Annotated in this window: 18 protein-coding genes; 4 read left to right on the forward strand and 14 right to left on the reverse strand. The window is 54.1% G+C overall.

All coding sequences use genetic code 11. From position 1 onward, the window contains the following. Nucleotides 1-7: 7 nt before the first annotated feature. From AC5DDB_RS15345 to AC5DDB_RS15375, 7 genes are all read right to left on the reverse strand, one after another. On the reverse strand, nt 8-682 hold the full coding sequence (locus AC5DDB_RS15345) for an FHA domain-containing protein (RefSeq protein ID WP_491740614.1): 675 nt from the start codon (nt 680-682) through the stop codon (nt 8-10). Between the two features lie 91 nt (nt 683-773). Further along, nucleotides 774-1229, reverse strand: coding sequence for a response regulator (locus tag AC5DDB_RS15350; RefSeq protein ID WP_491740615.1), 456 nt, complete (start codon nt 1227-1229; stop codon nt 774-776). A 123-nt stretch (nt 1230-1352) separates the two neighbouring features. Beyond that, nucleotides 1353-2636: a beta-ketoacyl-ACP synthase II gene (fabF, locus tag AC5DDB_RS15355; protein WP_491740616.1), complete on the reverse strand. Its 1284-nt coding sequence runs from the start codon at nt 2634-2636 to the stop codon at nt 1353-1355. 129 nt (nt 2637-2765) lie between these two features. Beyond that, on the reverse strand, nt 2766-3248 hold the full coding sequence (locus AC5DDB_RS15360) for a 3-hydroxyacyl-ACP dehydratase FabZ family protein (protein WP_491740617.1): 483 nt from the start codon (nt 3246-3248) through the stop codon (nt 2766-2768). Between the two features lie 124 nt (nt 3249-3372). Further along, nucleotides 3373-3783 carry an acyl carrier protein gene (locus AC5DDB_RS15365; protein WP_491740618.1) on the reverse strand — a complete coding sequence of 137 codons (411 nt, stop codon included), beginning with the start codon at nt 3781-3783 and terminating at the stop codon, nt 3373-3375. Nucleotides 3784-3977: 194 nt separating this feature from the next. After that, nucleotides 3978-4730: a 3-oxoacyl-[acyl-carrier-protein] reductase gene (gene fabG / locus AC5DDB_RS15370; RefSeq protein ID WP_491740619.1), complete on the reverse strand. Its 753-nt coding sequence runs from the start codon at nt 4728-4730 to the stop codon at nt 3978-3980. A 63-nt stretch (nt 4731-4793) separates the two neighbouring features. Beyond that, entirely contained in the window at nt 4794-5294 is a 501-nt protein-coding gene (locus tag AC5DDB_RS15375; RefSeq protein ID WP_491740620.1) for a 3-hydroxyacyl-ACP dehydratase FabZ family protein, read from the reverse strand. Nucleotides 5295-5816: 522 nt separating this feature from the next. Here AC5DDB_RS15375 and AC5DDB_RS15380 point away from each other — a divergent pair. Then, nucleotides 5817-6494: a PilZ domain-containing protein gene (locus AC5DDB_RS15380; RefSeq protein WP_491740621.1), complete on the forward strand. Its 678-nt coding sequence runs from the start codon at nt 5817-5819 to the stop codon at nt 6492-6494. Nucleotides 6495-6550: 56 nt separating this feature from the next. After that, nucleotides 6551-7816, forward strand: a complete 1266-nt coding sequence (locus AC5DDB_RS15385) for an Nramp family divalent metal transporter (RefSeq protein WP_491740622.1) — start codon at nt 6551-6553, stop codon at nt 7814-7816. On the opposite strand, the gene AC5DDB_RS15390 is transcribed toward AC5DDB_RS15385, so the two are convergent. From AC5DDB_RS15390 to AC5DDB_RS15415, 6 genes are all read right to left on the reverse strand, one after another. Then, entirely contained in the window at nt 7808-9208 is a 1401-nt protein-coding gene (locus tag AC5DDB_RS15390) for a deoxyribodipyrimidine photo-lyase (protein WP_491740623.1), read from the reverse strand. The genes AC5DDB_RS15385 and AC5DDB_RS15390 overlap by 9 nt on opposite strands. Before the next feature lie 114 nt (nt 9209-9322). Then, nucleotides 9323-10006 carry an SGNH/GDSL hydrolase family protein gene (locus AC5DDB_RS15395; RefSeq protein WP_491740624.1) on the reverse strand — a complete coding sequence of 228 codons (684 nt, stop codon included), beginning with the start codon at nt 10004-10006 and terminating at the stop codon, nt 9323-9325. A gap of 75 nt (nt 10007-10081) precedes the next feature. Further along, nucleotides 10082-10390 (reverse strand): Dabb family protein, encoded by a 309-nt coding sequence (locus AC5DDB_RS15400; RefSeq protein WP_491740625.1) that lies wholly within the window; start codon nt 10388-10390, stop codon nt 10082-10084. Between the two features lie 188 nt (nt 10391-10578). Then, a complete protein-coding gene (locus AC5DDB_RS15405; protein WP_491740626.1) occupies nt 10579-11241 on the reverse strand; it encodes a 3-keto-disaccharide hydrolase in 663 nt (220 codons plus the stop codon). 85 nt (nt 11242-11326) lie between these two features. Next, nucleotides 11327-11740, reverse strand: coding sequence for a hypothetical protein (locus AC5DDB_RS15410; protein WP_491740627.1), 414 nt, complete (start codon nt 11738-11740; stop codon nt 11327-11329). A 150-nt stretch (nt 11741-11890) separates the two neighbouring features. Then, the gene (locus AC5DDB_RS15415) at nt 11891-12574 is read right to left on the reverse strand and encodes a nucleoside 2-deoxyribosyltransferase (protein ID WP_491740628.1); all 684 of its coding nucleotides are present in this window, start codon (nt 12572-12574) and stop codon (nt 11891-11893) included. A gap of 328 nt (nt 12575-12902) precedes the next feature. Here AC5DDB_RS15415 and AC5DDB_RS15420 point away from each other — a divergent pair, with 328 nt between their 5' ends. Both AC5DDB_RS15420 and AC5DDB_RS15425 read left to right on the forward strand, forming a co-directional pair. Beyond that, nucleotides 12903-13415 carry an RNA polymerase sigma factor gene (locus AC5DDB_RS15420; protein WP_491740629.1) on the forward strand — a complete coding sequence of 171 codons (513 nt, stop codon included), beginning with the start codon at nt 12903-12905 and terminating at the stop codon, nt 13413-13415. Nucleotides 13416-13447: 32 nt separating this feature from the next. Then, entirely contained in the window at nt 13448-16039 is a 2592-nt protein-coding gene (locus AC5DDB_RS15425; RefSeq protein WP_491740630.1) for a vWA domain-containing protein, read from the forward strand. 141 nt (nt 16040-16180) lie between these two features. Here AC5DDB_RS15425 and AC5DDB_RS15430 read toward each other — a convergent pair whose 3' ends face one another. After that, the gene (locus tag AC5DDB_RS15430; protein ID WP_491740631.1) at nt 16181-18757 is read right to left on the reverse strand and encodes a HEAT repeat domain-containing protein; all 2577 of its coding nucleotides are present in this window, start codon (nt 18755-18757) and stop codon (nt 16181-16183) included. Nucleotides 18758-19116 lie beyond the last annotated feature (359 nt).

Below are 19116 nucleotides of genomic sequence, written 5' to 3' on the forward strand. Positions count from 1 at the left end.
TGACTACTCAAAAATCATCGGGGTCGGCCAATCGTCGGAGGTAGACGGCCAAGTCCATCTCCAGCTTCAATAAGCGTTGCCAGCGACTCCATTCGATTTGCATCGCGTACGGGCCATTTCCACGGCGATCTTCTTGGGCGGACTTCACCAACTTGTGAATCTGCTCGTGAATATACGCAATAGCATCGGAGACTTCCGCACGATGTGCCGGTCGCAATCCGTTCGGCGGATCGGGAACACCATCTGGGAACAACTCAAGTGAGGACTCGGCCGGGTCCGGGGGATGGTATGCCAAAGCGCCGGAACTACCGCCTGGTAACGTGTGATCTCCTGGCGGACAAGACGCCAATCCCTGTTGCCGAAGATCACGATGCCGTTGTTGCACTTCTTCATGACTGCCGAAAACCAACAGACACCGTCCGATGCTCAGTTGATCCCCGACTTGCAGAATTCGCATCTGGACCGGGTGCCCATTGACCCGGGTGCCGTTTGTGCTCTCGAGATCGGTAAGAATTACCCGACCGGCGTCAAGCTGAATCTTGGCATGAAATCGACTCACCCGCTCATCATTCAGGCGGACCGTGTTATCGTCTTCACGTCCAATCGTGACGGGGAGAGGCATCTGCGAGAATACCCGTCCGCGTTCTAACCCTTCAATTACCTGGATGGTCACCGTGGCCATCGGCCTATCGCCCCGCGAAGTCGCTCGTTTCGGAATCCCGCGGAAACACTGTAACACACTTCGCAGCGAACAGACAGCCTCTAATTTGAGTTCATGGGTTCAGCAGCCAATCTGGCACATGGGGATGACGATCAGCCAACGCAATCGATACAGATTTCAAAAGCAACCGGCGTCGAATCGGTTTCGACAGGATTTCATGGGCTTGCGCGGCGAGAGCATCACGTCGCAGTTGTTCGCTGACATCGGAAGTGATCAGAATGCACGGCGTCGCAGCGTGAACTCGCTTCAGAAGACGGACGGTTTCCAATCCGGTCAGGCGTCGCATATGCATATCGACCAACGCTAAATCGACCGGTTGCGATTCGGCTAGCTCGATCGCTTCCTCACCGGAACCAACTTCGTGGGTCTCAAATCCATCCTGGAATAGGTTCCGCAGTGTTTCACGAAAGCCGGCATCGTCGTCGGCGATTAATAACTGCAACGGCTGACGCGGTTCCGAGTCGCGGTTGTTTTTATCGACGGCAGTGTTGAATCGGTCACTCGACATGGACGGGCCGAATTGCTGATTGGGTAGCGAAACAGGAAATACGGTCTCGCTTAATTCTAGATCAGAAACCGAGTCAAACCAAACAAACGAGGGAAAAAATCGTCACGATCGGACCGGCGACTGCTATGCAGCGTACTTTGCCAGCACCAACGAAATGTTCTGACCGCCGAACCCAAAACTGTTCGACAAGGCCGTCTGGATCGGAACTTCCCGGGCCGTATTCGGGATACAATCGATATTACAGTTCGGGTCGGGTGTGGAATAATTGATCGTCGGCGGCAAAACGCCATCGCGAATCGCCAACAGGCAGGTGATAGCCTCGACACTTCCGGCAGCCGCGATCAAGTGTCCCAGCATGCTCTTGATGCTCGACACAGGAATCTTGTCGGCATTCTCTCCCCAAACTTGCCGAATCGCCGCTGTTTCAACTTTATCGTTGACCGATGTGCTTGTTCCGTGCGCGTTGACGTAGTCGATATCGTCCGGCGTTTTTTTGGCATCTCTCAGAGCGGCACTCATACACGCGACCGCCCCGCGTCCCTCAGGGTGAATGTCGGTGATTCGGTAGGCATCCGCGCTGGAACCGTAACCAATGACTTCGCCATAGATTGTTGCACCGCGTTTACGCGCGTGTTCGAGTTCTTCGAGAATCAGCATTCCCGCACCTTCGCCGATCACAAAGCCATCCCGAGTGGCATCGAACGGGCGGGAGGCCCCTTGTGGATCGTCGTTACGAGTCGACAACGCAGTCAGCAGGTTGAAACCCGTGACTCCGAACGGGTGAATCATACTGTGGGCACCGCCGGTCAACATCACGTCGGCGTCGCCCCGACGAATGATCTCGCGAGCTTCACCAATCGCTTGGCTCGAAGCCGCACACGCGGTCAGGCAATTGAAGTTCGGCCCCTCGGCTCCGAATAACCCCGCCAAATGAGCGGAAGGCATGTTCGGTTCTTGTTCCAATTCGGTTTGCGGAGTCAGCCGTTCGAGACCCGCTTTGATGAACTCCTCTTCGTTGAGTTCGCCATCGTGCGTGGACTTCGCAATCATGTCCATGAAGATTTGGAATTCTTGCTGCCCTTCACCGGCTCCCAGGTACACACCGAATCGGGTGGGATCGAGGGAGACATCACCGATACCTGAGTCCGCGACAGCTTGGTGTGCGGCTCCGATGGCAAAGAGCGTATTTTTACCGGCGTACCGAAAGCGATCAACGTTGTCGACGTACTTGCTGAGATCGAAGTTCTTGATCTCCGAGGCAAATTTCGTCGGGAAGTTCGAGGCATCGAAGCTTTGCGTCGGACCGACACCGCTTCGGCCTTCCCGCAATGCTTCCCAAAGTGTCGGAACATCATTCCCGACCGGCGTGATACAACCTAACCCGGTAACGACAACGCGACGGCTCATAGTTGTGGACCTGAACACTTTCAGTGAAACGAACGAATTTTTCTTCCCATGTCTCGGAAAGGAACCAGGGGTTTGGATTTCGGGGGCAGGAATTTCTAAGAAGTAAACTCCAGCCCCTGCTCCTCGATTCTAAGAAGCCCCATCGCCTGCTTTCCCGACTTGGAAAACTTGCATCAGTCCTGAGTTGAACACGAAGTTCTTTTGGTCGATGCCTTGAATGGCAGGGTCGTCGGCGTTCAAGTGGGCAAACATGATTTCCCCCTCGGCCACCAACCGATCCCCGACCTTCGCGGTACAGGTCACAGTGCCACCTTCGTCACGACGGTCGATTAACTCTGTGGTATAGACCAACGTGTCACCAGGCTGAACCCAGCTATGAAAAGTCATTTTCGGGACCTTCGCCAAAATGACGATATACCGAAACTGGTTACACTCGCCGAGCAAAATCCCGCCAGTTTGAGCCATGCCTTCGATCATGAGCGAACCTGGCATGATCGGAAAGCCTGGAAAGTGATCGTGGAGGTGTTCTTCCGCCAGCGTCACGTTCTTGATGGCTTGCGCGCGAACGCCACTTTCGAATTCGACGAATCGATCGATCCAAATCCAACGCATGTTTCGCGCGACTCCTCAACCACCGTGTTTCTAGTCTGCGACGCGGTCCCGTTCTCTGAACATGACGAAACATGCTCTCCACATAACGCAGGAGCATGTCTGGAATTCGTCAAGTTCGAGGATTCTAGGCGGCTTTGACTTCTGCGTCGCCGTTCAATTTGCGATCGAGGAAGTTCACAATCATTTGGACGGTGAACAAGCTCGGGATGTTCTCGGTTCGAGGATCATCCGCGAAGGAGTCGATGTCTGCATGAGGCATGGTTTCCCGCAATTGGGTAATGCCTTCCTGCGTGACTTGGCCGTCTTTGATGTAGTCAGAGTTCGCCGACAACACATGCTCGGCGAACAATTCTTCACGCGGAATTTGCGTGTCGAAGGTTTTGTCCAAGCGGAATTGGATATCGAGGTAATCGATCGATTCCGCACCCAAGTCACCGGCAAGCGTGGCTTCCGGGGTGACTTCGTCATCGTCCACGCCCAGCGCGTCGACTAGGACTTCTTGTACTTTTGAGAAAATCTCGTCTTGGCTTGGCATCTTTGCTACTCCTGAGAAATGACGCAATCCTTTGGCGTCAGCCCAGTTCGGGTCAAATTACCTAGCGAACACGCAGTCCGCTAGGACTCCAAATTTGCTCCACGCAAATCCGACACGGTTCCCCGCCGAATCAGTCCTGCGTTTCTGTCTTCCGTGACGTTTCCAGCATCCAATTACGATTCCACCGATTGGAATTAGAGACCGCCCAAAGTCAAACCGCCGTCAACGGTGAGAACTTGTCCGGTCACATAGGTGGATTCTTCGCTGACCAAGAACAACACCGCCTTCGCGATGTCGGCTGGTTGGCCGAGACGTCGCATGGGGATGTGTTTCTTGATTTGGTCCTCGGCGGCATTTCGCACTGCCTCGGTCATTTCCGTTTCGATAAATCCGGGAGCCACTGCATTGACAGTAATTCCGCGTTTCGCGTATTCGGTCGCCAAGCAACGGGTGAATCCTTCGATTCCGCCCTTGCTCGCGGCGTAATTCGATTGCCCGGGGTTCGAGTAATGAGAAGCCACACTCGACATATTCACGATCCGCCCGCTTCGAGCAGACATCATCGAGCCGATGGCCGCCTGGCAGAAATTAAATACGCCAGTCAGGTTGGTGTCGATCACCTCTTGCCATTGTTCGACTGTCATTCGGGCCAACAACGTGTCCCGCACGATCCCCGCGTTATTCACTAGAATGTCTAATTTGCCCCACTCGCCGACAACTTTTTCAACAACAGCGTCGGCGGCGGACTTGTCTGCCACATTGGCTTGGACCGCCAATGCCTCGTGACCTTTGGATTTCAGTTCTTCGACCAAAGCATTGGCTGCGTCGGCATTTGAGTGGTATGCAAAAGCAACTTTCGCACCTTCGCCGGCCAACGTTTCCACAATGGCCCGACCGATTCCGCGACTGCCTCCGGTGACGATCGCTGTCTTGCCTTCGAGCCTCATAAATCCGTCCTTCAGTTCAAGCGTCTAAATGTTGTCGATCGAGTGTTTCAATGATGTGTTGAACTACGCGAGTTTCGTTCCACCAATTCGAGACCATAACTGCTTGGCGTCATTGATATTACGTTCGTCAATTTCGGCCAAGTCTGCGTTCCGGTCTGCGAGATTGATTTGTTCGAGCGTGAGTTTCGCGCTCACGGTCGTGCCGACAGGTTCATGACCGCCGACGCTCCGAGTTCGCCCCTCGGCTTTAAATGTGTATTCGGTCGCTGATTTCTTCTGCAACGTCGCGGTGACTTCCAGAGTGTTTCCTGGGGTTACGAAGTTGTTGAACCGCACCGCCCGCGTTTGTTTAACCAGAATCGTACTGAAACGAAACTGCTCTTCATATCTCATAAACCAAGCACCGGTCTGGACTAACGACTCCAACATCAACACACCCGGCATCACGGGGAAACCGGGGAAATGATCGGCCAGGTATTCTTCGGCGGCCGACAAATTCTTGATGGTGGTAATCGAACGACCGGGTTCATGTTCCAGAATCCGATCGACCAGGGAAAATCGCATCAATTATTCCAAAGAGTTCTCACGAGGCAAACGCAGCTGGCAGCCGGGTACGCCTTTGTTCGTCATCGTTTCATCAACTGCAACCATTCAGCCGATGAGTCAATAGTTGAATCGAATGACACGATCTTTCTGGTTATCGACCGAAGATCATTCCGAAGTATAGTTTAAGCGAAAAACCGCTACAACCCCCATCATCGGAACTGGTTCTCACGACGACGGGAAATCGTTCCAAACCGCAATTTTGATTCAAATCAACGTCTGCCGGAAGACAAAATGCGGTTCCGACGGGAATTTAGTTTGTTCTCCGATTTGAGGAAAGATAGGTTTTCCGCAACGCGATAGGACAAACAGACAGCAATCCACAGGCGATACGCGATGGTGAATCAAACCGTAGTCGATCACTCTTCCCACAACGATGTGGTAGAAACCCGACAGCCGTCAACGGCGGACGTGTCGTCCGGTTTTTGGTCAGGAATTCGTCGCAACGACGCTGCAGGTCATGCTTCGTATAAAATCGCGTTGATGGAAAGGTTGGTTCCAGACCTTGTTTCCGAGGCTCTCTTGTGTGTACATGGTCTCAAAATTCCCACGGTTTCCGAGGTTGCTCCGACGACCGAGGCTGAGGGGGAGTTACCGGAGGAGGCTACAGAGACATTGACGGAAGTAGCCGACGCGGACGAAGACGGTTCGGAAGAATGTTTAGAGCAATTCGAAGAAGCCTTAGACCCGGAATCCAATTCTGATGACGCGCCGGTGATGCCTGAAGTCATCCTGGAACGTCGGGTGCTCCCGCGTCATCGTGGGAACGCGAACGTTCGGATCGTTCGTGTGCCCCAGAATGCCTCGTTGACTGGTCAGCAGAGAAACTGGGAACTTCACGGGACATCGCTTCGAGGCGAATTGGCCGAGATTACGTTGCGAAGTGTCGTTTGCTTGTTGGGCGAGCCATTTACTCCCGGCGACACCGTTTATGTTCGACTGACGAATCCTCGGACCCACCGCACGCTCGATGTGCCTGCCGAAGTTGTTCGGGTACGGTTTGTCAACGGAGACGATCGGTGGAAGATCGTTTTTGAACTTGGTCGGTCTTTGACGCTAAGCGAATTACAGCACTATGCCTATGCCTCCGAACAACCGTTGGCAGTCAGTGCCGTGAACGATGAACGCCCTCCTTCGGTGGAGACGGTTTCTGCGACGTAGGCGTTTCAGTGTCGGTTTGATATGCTCTCGGCAAGCTCTCACTGAGGAACTCGCCGATGAATTCGCCGCCCCGTCCACCACTTCTCAAGCTAATTGGCCCCGGTCTGTTGGTCGCCGCGACCGGTGTCGGAGCCGGCGATTTAGCCACGGGCGCTTTCACAGGCAGCAAGCTCGGATTGGCGGTGTTATGGGCGGTTGTCGTTGGGGCGTTTTTTAAGTTTGTCCTGAACGAAGGCCTTGCACGTTGGCAACTCGCGACCAATGAAACGCTGCTCGAAGGCGTAATTCGTCGCCTGGGAAAAGTGGCGGGATATGGTTTTCTGATCTATCTCGTCGCTTGGAGTTTCTTCGTTGGCAGCGCTCTGATGAGTGCGTGCGGCGTCACGTTCCACGCAATGTTGCCCTTGTTGGATCCGAGTCAGGACAAGATCATCTATGGCATTGCCCATAGCATCATTGCAGTTGTACTCGTGCGATTGGGCGGGTACCGCCTATTCGAACGTGTGATGAGCGTGTGCATTGGCATTATGTTCGTTGTCGTGTTAGCAACGGCGATCGCTATCCAACCGGATTGGTTGGCCGTCCTCAAAGGACTGACGATTCCCACCATCCCGCACCACAATGGCGACGGCTTAGCATGGACGGTGGCTCTGATGGGCGGTGTCGGTGGAACAGTGACCGTACTCTGTTATGGATACTGGATTCGCGAAGAGAACCGCAGCGGTGAAGCAGAACTTTCCGTATGCCGGATCGACTTGGCCGTGGGTTACGCGATGACGGCTGTTTTCGGTATCGGAATGGTCATTCTTGGTAGCACGATTGCAACCGACGGCAAAGGTGCCTCACTTGTTGTGCATTTAGCCGACCAACTCGAAAGCGTGTTAGGGGGCGTCGGGCCGGTCGCACGTTGGGCGTTTTTAGTTGGTGCTTGGGGAGCAGTCGGAAGCAGCCTGCTCGGAGTATGGCAAAGCGTGCCGTATCTGTTCGCCGATGTTATTAGACTTTTGCAGACGGATGAAAATCGCGAACTGGAACCAGTCAAGACCGATTCAGCAAGCTACCGCGGCTTTCTCTACGCCCTTGCGACAGTTCCCGCCATCGGATTGTTCTCAAGCTTTGAGCAAGTTCAAAAAGTTTACGCGATCGTTGGAGCGACTTTCATTCCATTGCTAGCTGTGGCGTTGCTGATCCTAAATACTCCATCGCGTTGGGTTGGATCACAGATGAAGAATTCGATCGCAACAGTCATTTTGCTAGTCTTCGCGATCGTGGCCTTTGCGTTGGCGGCCGGATTTGAGATTTATCAAAAAGTGTCAGGATGATGATTCACTTTCGGCCCGGTTAACGAGGTCGTCGACCTTCTCGACGTAGGCGTCGATATCGCATTTCCGTTCCAGACCACTGGCGGCCATGTAGCGGATTTTTCCGAAGATGGGGCGTTCCTTCCAAGGTCGATCGTGTACCCCGAATACCCAAGCCACGCCGGTGAAGGAATTCGCATCACGTCCGTCTAGAAAATACTTGTTGTTAATGGCGAGTGCGAAGCGATGCGCAGTTTGCGGGGTGTTCGTCCATTCGAGGATCTTCTTGCCCCAGTACATTCGCATATAGTTGTGCATATAACCCGTGTACCGCATTTCTTTCATGCAGGCGTTCCAATATGGGTCGTGAGTCTCGGCGGCTTCGAGTTCCTTTTGACTGTAGACATGTTCGCGGGGGTCGTCTTTGTGTTCGTCGAGTGTCTTTTGAGCCCAGTCAGGAATGCAGTTGTACGAATCGTAATTCGGGTTGTAGTAGACGAAGTTCATCGCCAACTCGCGACGACATAACAGTTCTTCGAGAAAGGAATCCCGGTCGGCTTCTGGATGGTTTCGCGCATCGAAAATCGTCAACGCGACATCAACGGGTGAGATCTGCCCAAAGTGCAGATACTTGCTCATGTGCGAAACGTAGTTGGTTTGCGGTTGATTGCGATTCTCATCGTAATCGGTCAGGCGTTTATCGCGGAACTTGCGGAGAATCGATTTTGCTCGCGAAGTTCCACCGCGAAAAAACTTCGTTAGGGCTGCAACGCTGGTATCGAGTTTCATCCGGCTAAGCAACGCATCGAGATCCGATAAGTCCTCGCCGGCTACACCGAGGTTGAGTGAATCCTTCTTCAACGGATTCGTTTTCAACTCGACGAGAAATTTCTCTCGATGCTTCTTAAGTTTCGGACGGATTGTACGAGCGGCGTACTCGGCTTTGTCGGAAGCGATTTCAATCGGGACAACCACGTCGGCTTCAACTTGCCAGACTTCGCAATCGGTTTCCTCGGCTACCTGTTTTCGCCAAGCTCGTTGATGCCGAAGATACCCGCGATCACACACGACAACAGAGGCGTCCTGAGCAAGTTCGACAGCCACATCGGCGGGTGCTCCACGCTGAAGGACAAACGGGATCCCTCGTTGCTCCAACTCTTGGGCGACATCCTGTAACCCTTCCAGCATGAAACGGTAATGCCGAAGGTTTGCCTCGGGATAGTCGTCCATTAAACCAAAAGCGACCAACAATCGGTCACCCCGATCATTGGCCGTGCGGATCGCGTATTCTAACGCGTGATTGAATTGTGCCCGTTGCGACTGCTGCATCCAATACAGCACATACTTGCCGTCGCGCGGCGGTTTGTCGTTCAGTTTTTTGATACGCTCGTCTTGGATCAGTTGCGTTGCCATCGTTGATCTTCGAATTCTCGGTCGCAATTCGTTGCACTAATGTTCTGTTCTAGACTTTAGCAACGAAATTTGAACCCCAAGAATTGTTGAATCTCGAAACAACTAGCAGATCATTTACTCGTCGAGCGCTTTGCGAATAGATTTGACAACCTCCGTCGCAAGTGCCTTGGAACCTTCCGGCGTGAAGTGCACGTTGTTCGGACGTTGGATGTCGTCCAGCCGCGAGTTCGCAAAGGTGTAAAGGTCATTAATCGCGATGCCGTTCTCCTTCATGATCTTCGCCGCAGCCGCATTGTATTTTTCAGGGTCGGTGGTATCACGGTGCGGTGAAACGCCTGTCGGCACCGGAGTCGTGTTGCAGAAGATGAGTTTGGCATCGGACTGCTTCAACTTCTCGACGATCGCCCGCAGTTGTTTCTCGTATGTTTCGACGTCGGCTTGTCGAGGGTGCTCGGGATTGCGAGATGCCTTTTTCGTTTTCGGGTCTTCCCGTTTCATATCGTGCAGACCCCAGTTGAAATGAATGACGTCCCAATCGCCACCATCGATCTTCAACCAACGGTCAACATTCTGCACGCCGTAGGTGGTGCCGGAACAATTCTCTGCACGCTTGTTGTCGGCTCGCATCGGCCGCAACACGACGGCTTCGCCTTCCATCATTTTCTGTACGTAAGGGGTGTAGCCGATGGAAATTGAGTCACCGAGAATCAACACGCGAGGTTTGTCGGCCGAGAATCCAACCGAACAGACGACCAAGCAGATGGCCGCAGCCAATCGCAATTGACGTAGCGAAAACATGGGGCGTTCCTTTCCGAAGTGAGAAGATCAGAGTCAGGCGTACCGAACCCAATGACGGTCCGCATTTGTTGTCGCTCAACCGGTGACATCAGAATCGAAGACGCGAACCGTTGCCCAGTTGTCTTTGTTCTCGTCAATGAACTGCAGGTGAGCTTCGACGGTTTGATAAGCATCATGCGATTCGCGGGAATCGAACACCACATGCAATGCCACGTGAAAATCGCGATCGTTGACCGGGCGTGCGAGATCAGGATTCAAAGTTCCAGCGGCAAAGAATACGACGCCGTCATGATCCTTCAAATACTTGTGACACGCCGCCACCAATTGCTCGCAAGCGTGGTCCGAAGAATCTTTGAGCGTAAAAAAAACGTTATGAGACAGCATGATGGACCTTCGAGCGGGTGTATAAAATGTTAAGGGGCGTCGACGAATTAGACGGAGGCGGCGTTCCTATTGAGGATGGATGATAGAAGATGGCAGCTTCATTCGCTCTCTGCCAATGCGATCCTCCATCTTCCATCCTCAACTTCAGAACCGAAGCGACGACTTCGTCGAAACGTTTCGACAAAGACTTACTCGGCTTTAATCGGTTTGATCCGTAGGTTTCGCCAGCGGACTTCAAAGGGACCTTGACGTCTGCCGATGCCGTGAACTTGCAGACCGATGAAGCCGGAAGACATTTCGGTTTTGTCATCGTGGAGATCAGCAATCGGCACACCGTTGACCCAAGTTTGGATGTGATCGCCGACGGCTTTCACGTAATACTCGTTCCATTCGCCTTTCTTGAAGGCAGCGTTCTTTTCCGGATCGGCTCGACGCTCATCAGGGCTGAGCCAACCGGTCCCGAGTCCTTCGCCGTAAATGAAACCAGCCGTACCGTTCGTCGCAATTTCCACTTGTGGACCATGCACACGGTATTTCGGTTTGGCTCCGAATGCGGACGACCGAATCTGCACGCCGGAGTTGAGTTCGTTGTCCACTTTGACTTCAAATTTCAGTTCGAAGTCGCCGTACTCTTTTAACGAACAAAGAAACGAGTTCGGGCTGCCCTCGCTCGTGCGTCCGACGATACAACCGTCCTCGACGGTGTAGTTCGCGGTGCCGTTGAGACGTTCCCAACCGGACAGCGTTTCGCCATCAAAGATCGGTTGGAACCCTTTCTCATCGTCGGCAGCAAACAGGGGCGAAGTCGCCAACAAAGGGATTGCGATTAACGTAGCGAGCGTTTTGAACACGGGTGTCTCCTTGGAATATTGGTAAGCAGAGCAAGCAAGATAACCAGCATTCTGGCTGGAAACAACTCAGGGGTTTCTGGTGGGATCACTGTTGCAGCAGAGTTTCCAACCGGCTCCGCTCGGCCAACCAATTAAGAACCCGACTCGTAACAACCTCGCCCCGAAACCGCGTGACGATTTCGACATCCTCAGCCTTACGGAGGAAAAAGAAGAATTGGGCAACCTGTATGAGATGATGGTCGGGAATGGTGACTTCCAGCATTCCACGATTCTGACGCAAAACTGGTTCGTTCACGAGAAACCCAATCAATCGCGCCCCCTGCTCCAAGTTCTCGACTCGATTCTCTTGGATGGGGTTGTCGGCGATAAAGTCAGCTGTGAACACACCGTCGGCGAGAATTAACGCCATCCGCACGGCAGCGGGATCGACCGGCCCCGGCAAAAATTCGCCACGCTGAAAGTCGATGGGACCCACCAAATACTGACCGGACAGACTCATGTCGCTTCAGATCGAACGCCTCGGGGAACACGAAAGTTATCTACCACTAGCTTCTGACCTCGGCAGATGTGCCTCATCGAAGAGCATGTCGGATCGGCTGAGGACAACGACTGCCTGCCCGCAGACATTATAACAGACTCGCTCTGTGAGCTACCGACTGAGTGCGGAACCTGAATTCGGATCGGGATCATCGGGCCCGAACAGTCGACTCACGCAATCGGCGATGAGTTCGCTGTTACCGGTGGCGTCGGCGGATTGCATCGCTTGCCAAAGTACACGTCCGTCGGCAATCGTTTGTTGCATTTTAGGTGAGAGCGACCGGTTCCCCCGCAAACCACCCGCACTTTCCGTGCACGCTTTGACCAACTTGTCCGGGAGATCATCGATGCAGTCATGCGTGACGAAGTCGACCAACCCGACCAACAACGGGTTAAATCGCCCAGCGATCAAACTGCGAACGTCGTCGGTGTAGGCCACCAACGGTTTTCCCAATGACCACGCAAGCGCCGCTTCGGAGACGGCTCCTTCATCAGGCGTGCGACCATTGAGGTTCCAGACCATCGCGTCGCATTCGGCCGACAGTTGAAACACGTCCAACGCAAAGATCGCTGCGTGCAGGAAGTGGGCTGCCTGGGCGGGTTCGTACCCGCGTTCCATCAGGACTTCCACAACCAGGCGAAACTCCATCCCATCGCGATGCGGCAAAAATACCGGAAAGCCGGCGTCGCACAGGCAATCGGCAATCGCCTGCATTTCGTCACGTTCGGACTGATTGAACAGCGGTCCGGCACAATACACGCGGCACTGGGAACGGTCGAATTCGGTGGCAGACATACGCAATCTTCAACGGCTTCAGGGTGGGAGAAATGGTCAATGAGCAAGCCACGACATTCTCTCAGACAAATCGACAAATGTCCACAGAAGTCTTCCCGGAAATCTCATCGCATGGTGGCTGACGCAATGCGGAGAATACCACATCTTGTAGGTTGTTCCCAACTCGACATCGAAAAACACGCAGAATTTTGGAACGCCTGTCGGCCCTGCAAACTCTGTTATACGGTTTTTCCCGGTTTTTTCTTTTGTCGGCTGGATTTCTCCTAATGACCTGCGGTTCACTTTGTTCTTGGGGTACCTGTCGAACGCATAACAGCGAAAGCGACGTATGAGTCGGAACGGCAACACTTCCGCCTGGATTCAATCGGCTCTCGATGAATACGAGAGTCGGCTGATCGGTTACGCCCGTCGAATGACCGGCTCGACCGAAGCTGCCTACGACGTCGTGCAGAATACGTTCTTGAAACTCTGTCGTCATTCGCCCGCTGAAGTCAACCAGAATCTCGGTGGGTGGCTGTTTACCGTTTGTCGCAATGAGGCCCTGAACCACAATCGTCGGGAGAACCGAATGACCACATCGGCTGAGATTTCGCTCCAAGCGGCCCAAGATGCCATGCCCCTGCCGAACACCCGTATCGAGCAGCAGGAAACGGCGGCACGTTTGCTCGATTGCTTGCACGCCTTGCCGGAGAACCAGCAGGAAGTTGTCCGGCTGAAGTTTCACTCTGGCTTGAGTTACCGGGAAATCGCACAAGTCACGGGCCTGAGCGTTTCCAACGTGGGCTACCTGATTCATCAAGCACTGACCACGCTCCGCAAGCAATTAAGCTCCCTTCGCTAATTCCCTTCCCACACGATTCTTGAGGCTTTCCCATGACATATCCCATCGATGATCCCCGGATCACTGCTTTTATACTTGGCGAACTCCACGAGCCGGATTTGAGCGTGTTCAAAACCGAGTTGGCTCGCTCGACCGAATTGCAATCGGCCGTTGCGGAAACTCGGGAAACAATTGCAATGCTCGGCGAGGTCTTTGATCACGAACCCGCCTGGCAGTTGGACTCAGCACGCCGGGCACAAATTGTCTCCGCCGCCGGTCACACGGTGACGGTGTCACGAACCGAACAATCCCCGCCGCGTCGCGGATCGGCTCCGGTCCTTGCGGTTGTTACGTTAGTATTGCTCACCGGTTTCGCAGTGCTGTTAAACTCGCACGGTTCTCCTCCGCCGTCGGAAACGTTGGCTCAGCTCGATCCATCTGCAGAGTCTTCCGAATTCTCGACCGAAGGATTCGATTTTGTCGCCGATGCTCCAGTCATTTCCAATTCGGAATTGGCTGCGGTGGATCAACTGTCTGGCCTTAGTGATTCCCTACAAGTGGAATTAAAATCGATCGAAAGAACCGCTAACACGACCAATTTCTTTTCCGATCTCTCGGCGAATAACCCGCGGGGTGTGACCAGTCTCTCGATTCAGGAACCTGAACCCCGCAGTGACGGACAACAAGGGGTGTCTTACGGGATCGTGGCTGGAACGCCAGGAGGTCGAGGCCTCGGTGTGTCGTCTTCCAATCACCATTATTATGAGAAACAACATAGCCCAACGAATCCTCAACAAAACCCGCCGTTGGGTTGGGCCAGACGAAGCCTGGATTGGGAGGACGGATACCAGGCGCCGAAGGGGCAATTCCAGAGCGGTGCCAATCATCTCAATCCGAAAAACTGGGGTTTCCCGGCTGGGCCGAGTTCTAGCAAGAACGGACGGCTGGCAGGTGAAGAGATGCGGTTTGGACGGCCAGCTCTCAATGCCCCCGGCAAACCGGCTGACGTCCGATACGATGCGTCCAAGAAACGAGTCCTGATTTCTAGCCTTGTGCGGGAAACGAGTGAAAGACTGTCAAAGCAGCTGCCGGCTTTGGGAGAAAAGCTTGCCGAGGTCGAAGAACAGATTGCGGGTTTCAAGAACGTGGAAATCCAGCAACAGCAGTTCGAAGCGAAAGAACTTGATCGTAAACGTGTTGCGGGTAAGGCGCTGTTCGAACAACCGGCGGCCGAACAATATGAGCCAATCGTCGAAAACCCATTCATTGAACCGGTCGGGCAATCGGCACTCTCGACATTTTCGATTGATGTCGATACCGCGTCTTATGCAAATGTGCGTCGCTTCCTGAATAACGGACAACTGCCGCCGCCGAATGCGGTGCGGATCGAGGAACTTGTCAACTACTTCCGTTACGACTACCCCCAACCGGCCGACGGGCAACCGTTCTCTGTCAACACGGAAGTTGCCCCCTGCCCTTGGCAACCGCGACACCGGCTGGTGCGGTTCGGTCTTAAAGGTCGCGAGATTCTGAAGGAACAACGCCCCGCGACGAATCTTGTGTTCCTCGTTGATACGTCCGGTTCGATGTCCAGCGGAAACAAGCTGCCGTTGGTGAAAACTGGGTTGGAAATGCTTGTGAAGCAACTGGGCGAAGGCGATCGAATCGCAATTGTCACTTACGCTGGGAATGCCGGTCTCGCATTGCCCAGCACGCCCGCCGTTCAACAAGGAGACATTCTCGAAGTGATCCGCCGACTCGAGAGTGGTGGTTCGACGAACGGAGCCGCCGGCATCACATTGGCCTATCAGCAAGCGGTGCAAAACTTCGTCAAGGACGGTGCCAACCGAGTGATTCTCTGTACCGATGGCGATTTCAACGTCGGTGTCAGTAGCGACAACGAACTTGTGGAGATGATCGAAAAGAAACGCGACAGCGGCGTGTTCCTCAGCGTGCTGGGCTTCGGGATGGGAAATTTGAAGGATGCGAAACTCGAAAAGCTCGCCGACAAAGGAAACGGGTTTTACGGGTACATCGATTCCGAGAAGGAAGCGAAACGCATCTTCGAACGAGAAGTCGCCGGCACGTTGTACACGATTGCCAAGGACGTGAAGATTCAGGTCGAGTTCAACCCTGCCAAGGTGGGAGCGTATCGGCTTGTCGGTTACGAAAACCGCATGCTCGCCGCTCGCGACTTTCACGATGATCGCAAAGACGCAGGTGAAATCGGGGCTGGTCACACAGTCACCGCATTGTACGAGATCATTCCCTTCAATGCCCTGCCCGCCATCGCTGCGAAGGTCGACGACTTGAAGTACCAACGCACCGATCGTCGCCCCGGCGAGAATTCCAAAGAACTCTGTACGCTGAAACTTCGCTACAAAGCACCGGATGCCGACAAGAGCGACCTCGACAAGTTTCCGGTCATGGATTTGGGGACCGAATCGGTAGAACCATCGCCGGACTTCGAATGGCAGGCATCGGTCGCAGCGTTTGGGATGTTGCTGCGGCATTCCGAATACAAAGGCCAAGCAAGTTGGCCGTTGGTGAGCGAACTCTGTGCGGGCGCCATTGGAGACGACCCCACCGGACAACGGGCCGAATTCCAGACGCTCGTGAAAGCCGCTGCAACTCTCTCGAATTAGATTCACAACGAGTCAAGAAAAAACGGCCCGCCGATCAACAAGTGATCGACGGGCCGTTTTACGTCTGCGGGGATCAGACTAGGGTTCTCAAATTTTTTCGTGGTCTTCGTCGGCTAAATCACGACCCAGCCGAAGACGCGATCAATGGATGATGAAGAACGGTACCGCAGTGAATCCGGCCTGCACTAACACAGCGTCCGCTTGCAAGGGGACGTAATTGAATTGGTAGGGTGTGCAGTCGCCGGGCCGGTATTTTCCAAGCGGATATTCGCATTCCCATGGCTTCGACACCGTCGCTAAGTACGGCAGGAACGGCACGCGTCCGAAGAAGTGAGCCGCGGAAACCAAGGGTTGCACGCAGTGGAAGTGATGCCCGTATCGCTCGAGATTGACATCCTCAAAATACAACGGCCGATGACAAAACGCGGGAGCTTCATACGCTTTACTTTGCACGAGCCATGGACGGGACTCCTGCCCGTGTCGCGTTTGACCCTGTTTCTCCAAGAACGCTGCACCGTAGTTGGTGGGAAGTTCCTGCAAACGTCCGTCAGCGTCACGGCGTTGGGGAGCCGTGTTGATGGTTACGTAGCGGATTGGTTTCGTTTCGCCAGGCGTTTGCGCGGTCCACGGTTTGACCGGAAGATTCGTGTCGAATTCCGGCGGAACGACATCAGCGGTATCTGTGGTGGGAGCGTTTGTTTGTGGTGAAGGCACTTCGACCTGCACCAATTGAACTTGAGCACCGCCCGGCAACACAGTTTCGATGAGCTTTGCCTCAGATTCTTCCGCGGTATCGGCGATCACAACCGGATCAAATACGGGGACTTCCTCAACCGCAACTGGTTCTGGCTCTGGTTGCGGTTCTGGTTCCGCAATCACCACCGCCGCAACGCCTTTCGGTTCGGTATGGAATCCTGTGAGGGTAGTGTCGGCGGCCATTCGGACGCGAGCACTTGCGTCGTTCTGAGCGGTTAACAACGCCGGAACAACAAGCTCTCCCTGATGAGGAGCCGCTGCAACGAGGGCACACGCGGCGAAGAATCGACTGGACTCATCCGCAGCGCTGACAGCGTTTGTCAACACGGTTGCCGCGTGACCGTCCTGTGGTTCAATCCGCAAGATCGCCTCCGCGATGTGAAGCTGATCCATGCCGACCGACTCGGATAATGCTTTTCGCAATGCTGGCAACGCGGTGATGGCCTGCGAATCGAATTCGCCCAGGAAGTAGGCAGCCAACGGACTCACACCCGGCTGAAGCGATTGCACCAACTCAGCCAATACCGCAATGGCTTGCTGATCGTAGTCCGGAGCAATGTCGTGCATTGCTTTCGCGGCGTGAGCACGCACAACTTCGTCGGTCGAAGTTAGACATTTTTGCACATGGGGCAAAACGGGTCTGGCATCCGCTCCGTACCACACCAATTCGCTCAATGCATATTTCAATTGAATCGCATCAGTTGAGCCAAGTCGCGTCGCGAGCTCAGCTAAATCCGGTGAGAGTGTGGGCGCGGTGGTAACGGCTGCGGTCTCTATCTGCTCGACTGAGTCCCTTTCCACTTCGGTCGGTGGTTCAGGAAACAAGGTTTCCAGCGGCGTCGAACTTGGCTTGGTCTCTAGGAAGTGCTCGTCAAACGCATCCGCTTGAGGTTCCACGACCGTTTGACTTGATACCACATTAACTGGCTGTGGTGCAGGAGAAACCTCGACTTCCGTCGCGATCATGGCATCAGCGGCTCGGGGCGTCGCTTGGACGGTTCGCGTCGGTAGCTCGTAGGCTTCCTGCGGCAAGGGAGCGATTGGCTCAGCATTGTCGATCGGCATGGCCGTCTCTGCCAACAGTCGCACGTGCTCTTTCGGATCCGATCGCAAACTCTGCAGCGATTCCATGGCTCTCGCACGATGAACCGGTGCGACACTCATCAACGCGGTTGCCGCCATGACTCGCACTTCGGAGTTGCTGTCTTCTAAACCACGCAACAAGGCTTCATATGCGGCTTCGTTTCCTGGACTCAACTTGGCCACGGCCTCTGCAGCGTGGAGCCGCACCATCGTGTAGTTGCTGTGCATCGACTGACGCAACGCCGGCAACGCAATCCGCGCAGCTTCACCGTATTCTCCCAACGTGAATGCCGCCATTTGACGAATCTCGTGGTCGTCGTCGGTAAGTTCTAGAATCAGCGTTTGAAGTTCTGGATCAATACCGGGCAAACTTTCTTCGGCGGAAACCGTCATCACGCTGGAAGTGTCAGCAGTTGTCGGCGTCTCCACTTCCGGTAAGGATTCAACAGTGAAGATCGCGGGTTCAGCCGGGATAGCATGTGTCACGCCCGAGGACCGCGGTACTTCGAAGACTGATTCTTCAAACGGATTGGATTGGACGGCCGGTGACTGGACGACACGTGGTGCTGAAGACACCCTCACCGTATCTGATGTCGGCTCGTCGACGACTTCGAATAATTCGTGTGCGGTGGTTGTCGTCGGTTTGACAACTTGAGACTTCTGCGACGGCAGCACGATTGCCGGTCGTTTTTTGACCAAGTCCTCCAATCGCAGGATTCGTCGTTGCGATCGTGCCTCGATCCGTTGGACGCCCGGGTCGGCGGCTTCTGCAAGAGATGTCCCCGGTGTGGCTGGCCAAAGTCCACACATCCACGCAGAGACAAACACACCGGCAATGCGACGTCCGCGAGTTCGCAAACTTTGACTCAAACTGTTCATGGGGATCATTCCTGGAAGACCTGGGCGTTTCCATTTCATCGAGTTTGTATCGACCACAGGACCGTCGATCGGACGAACCGTGATAATCCTTTCGACCAAATATCACCCCCACATTCAACATCTCAGGAGCAATCGCAAGAGTCGGCCTAATCCGAAAACTAGGCCTAAGTTCGCTAGCTTTCGGTACTCAGCATGCGAAGTACAAACCCCTAGCTTCTAAGTCCCGATTGTGTAGAATTGACAACCTTTCCAATAGAACATTGATTCAGGGCTCGATGCGAAGATAATATTTGTTAGAAATGATAACGATCTGAGGGAAGTGAAATGACGCGACGGTCAGTTCGAGCCGACCGTTAGAT

It is taken from the genome of Thalassoroseus sp., assembly GCF_984380535.1.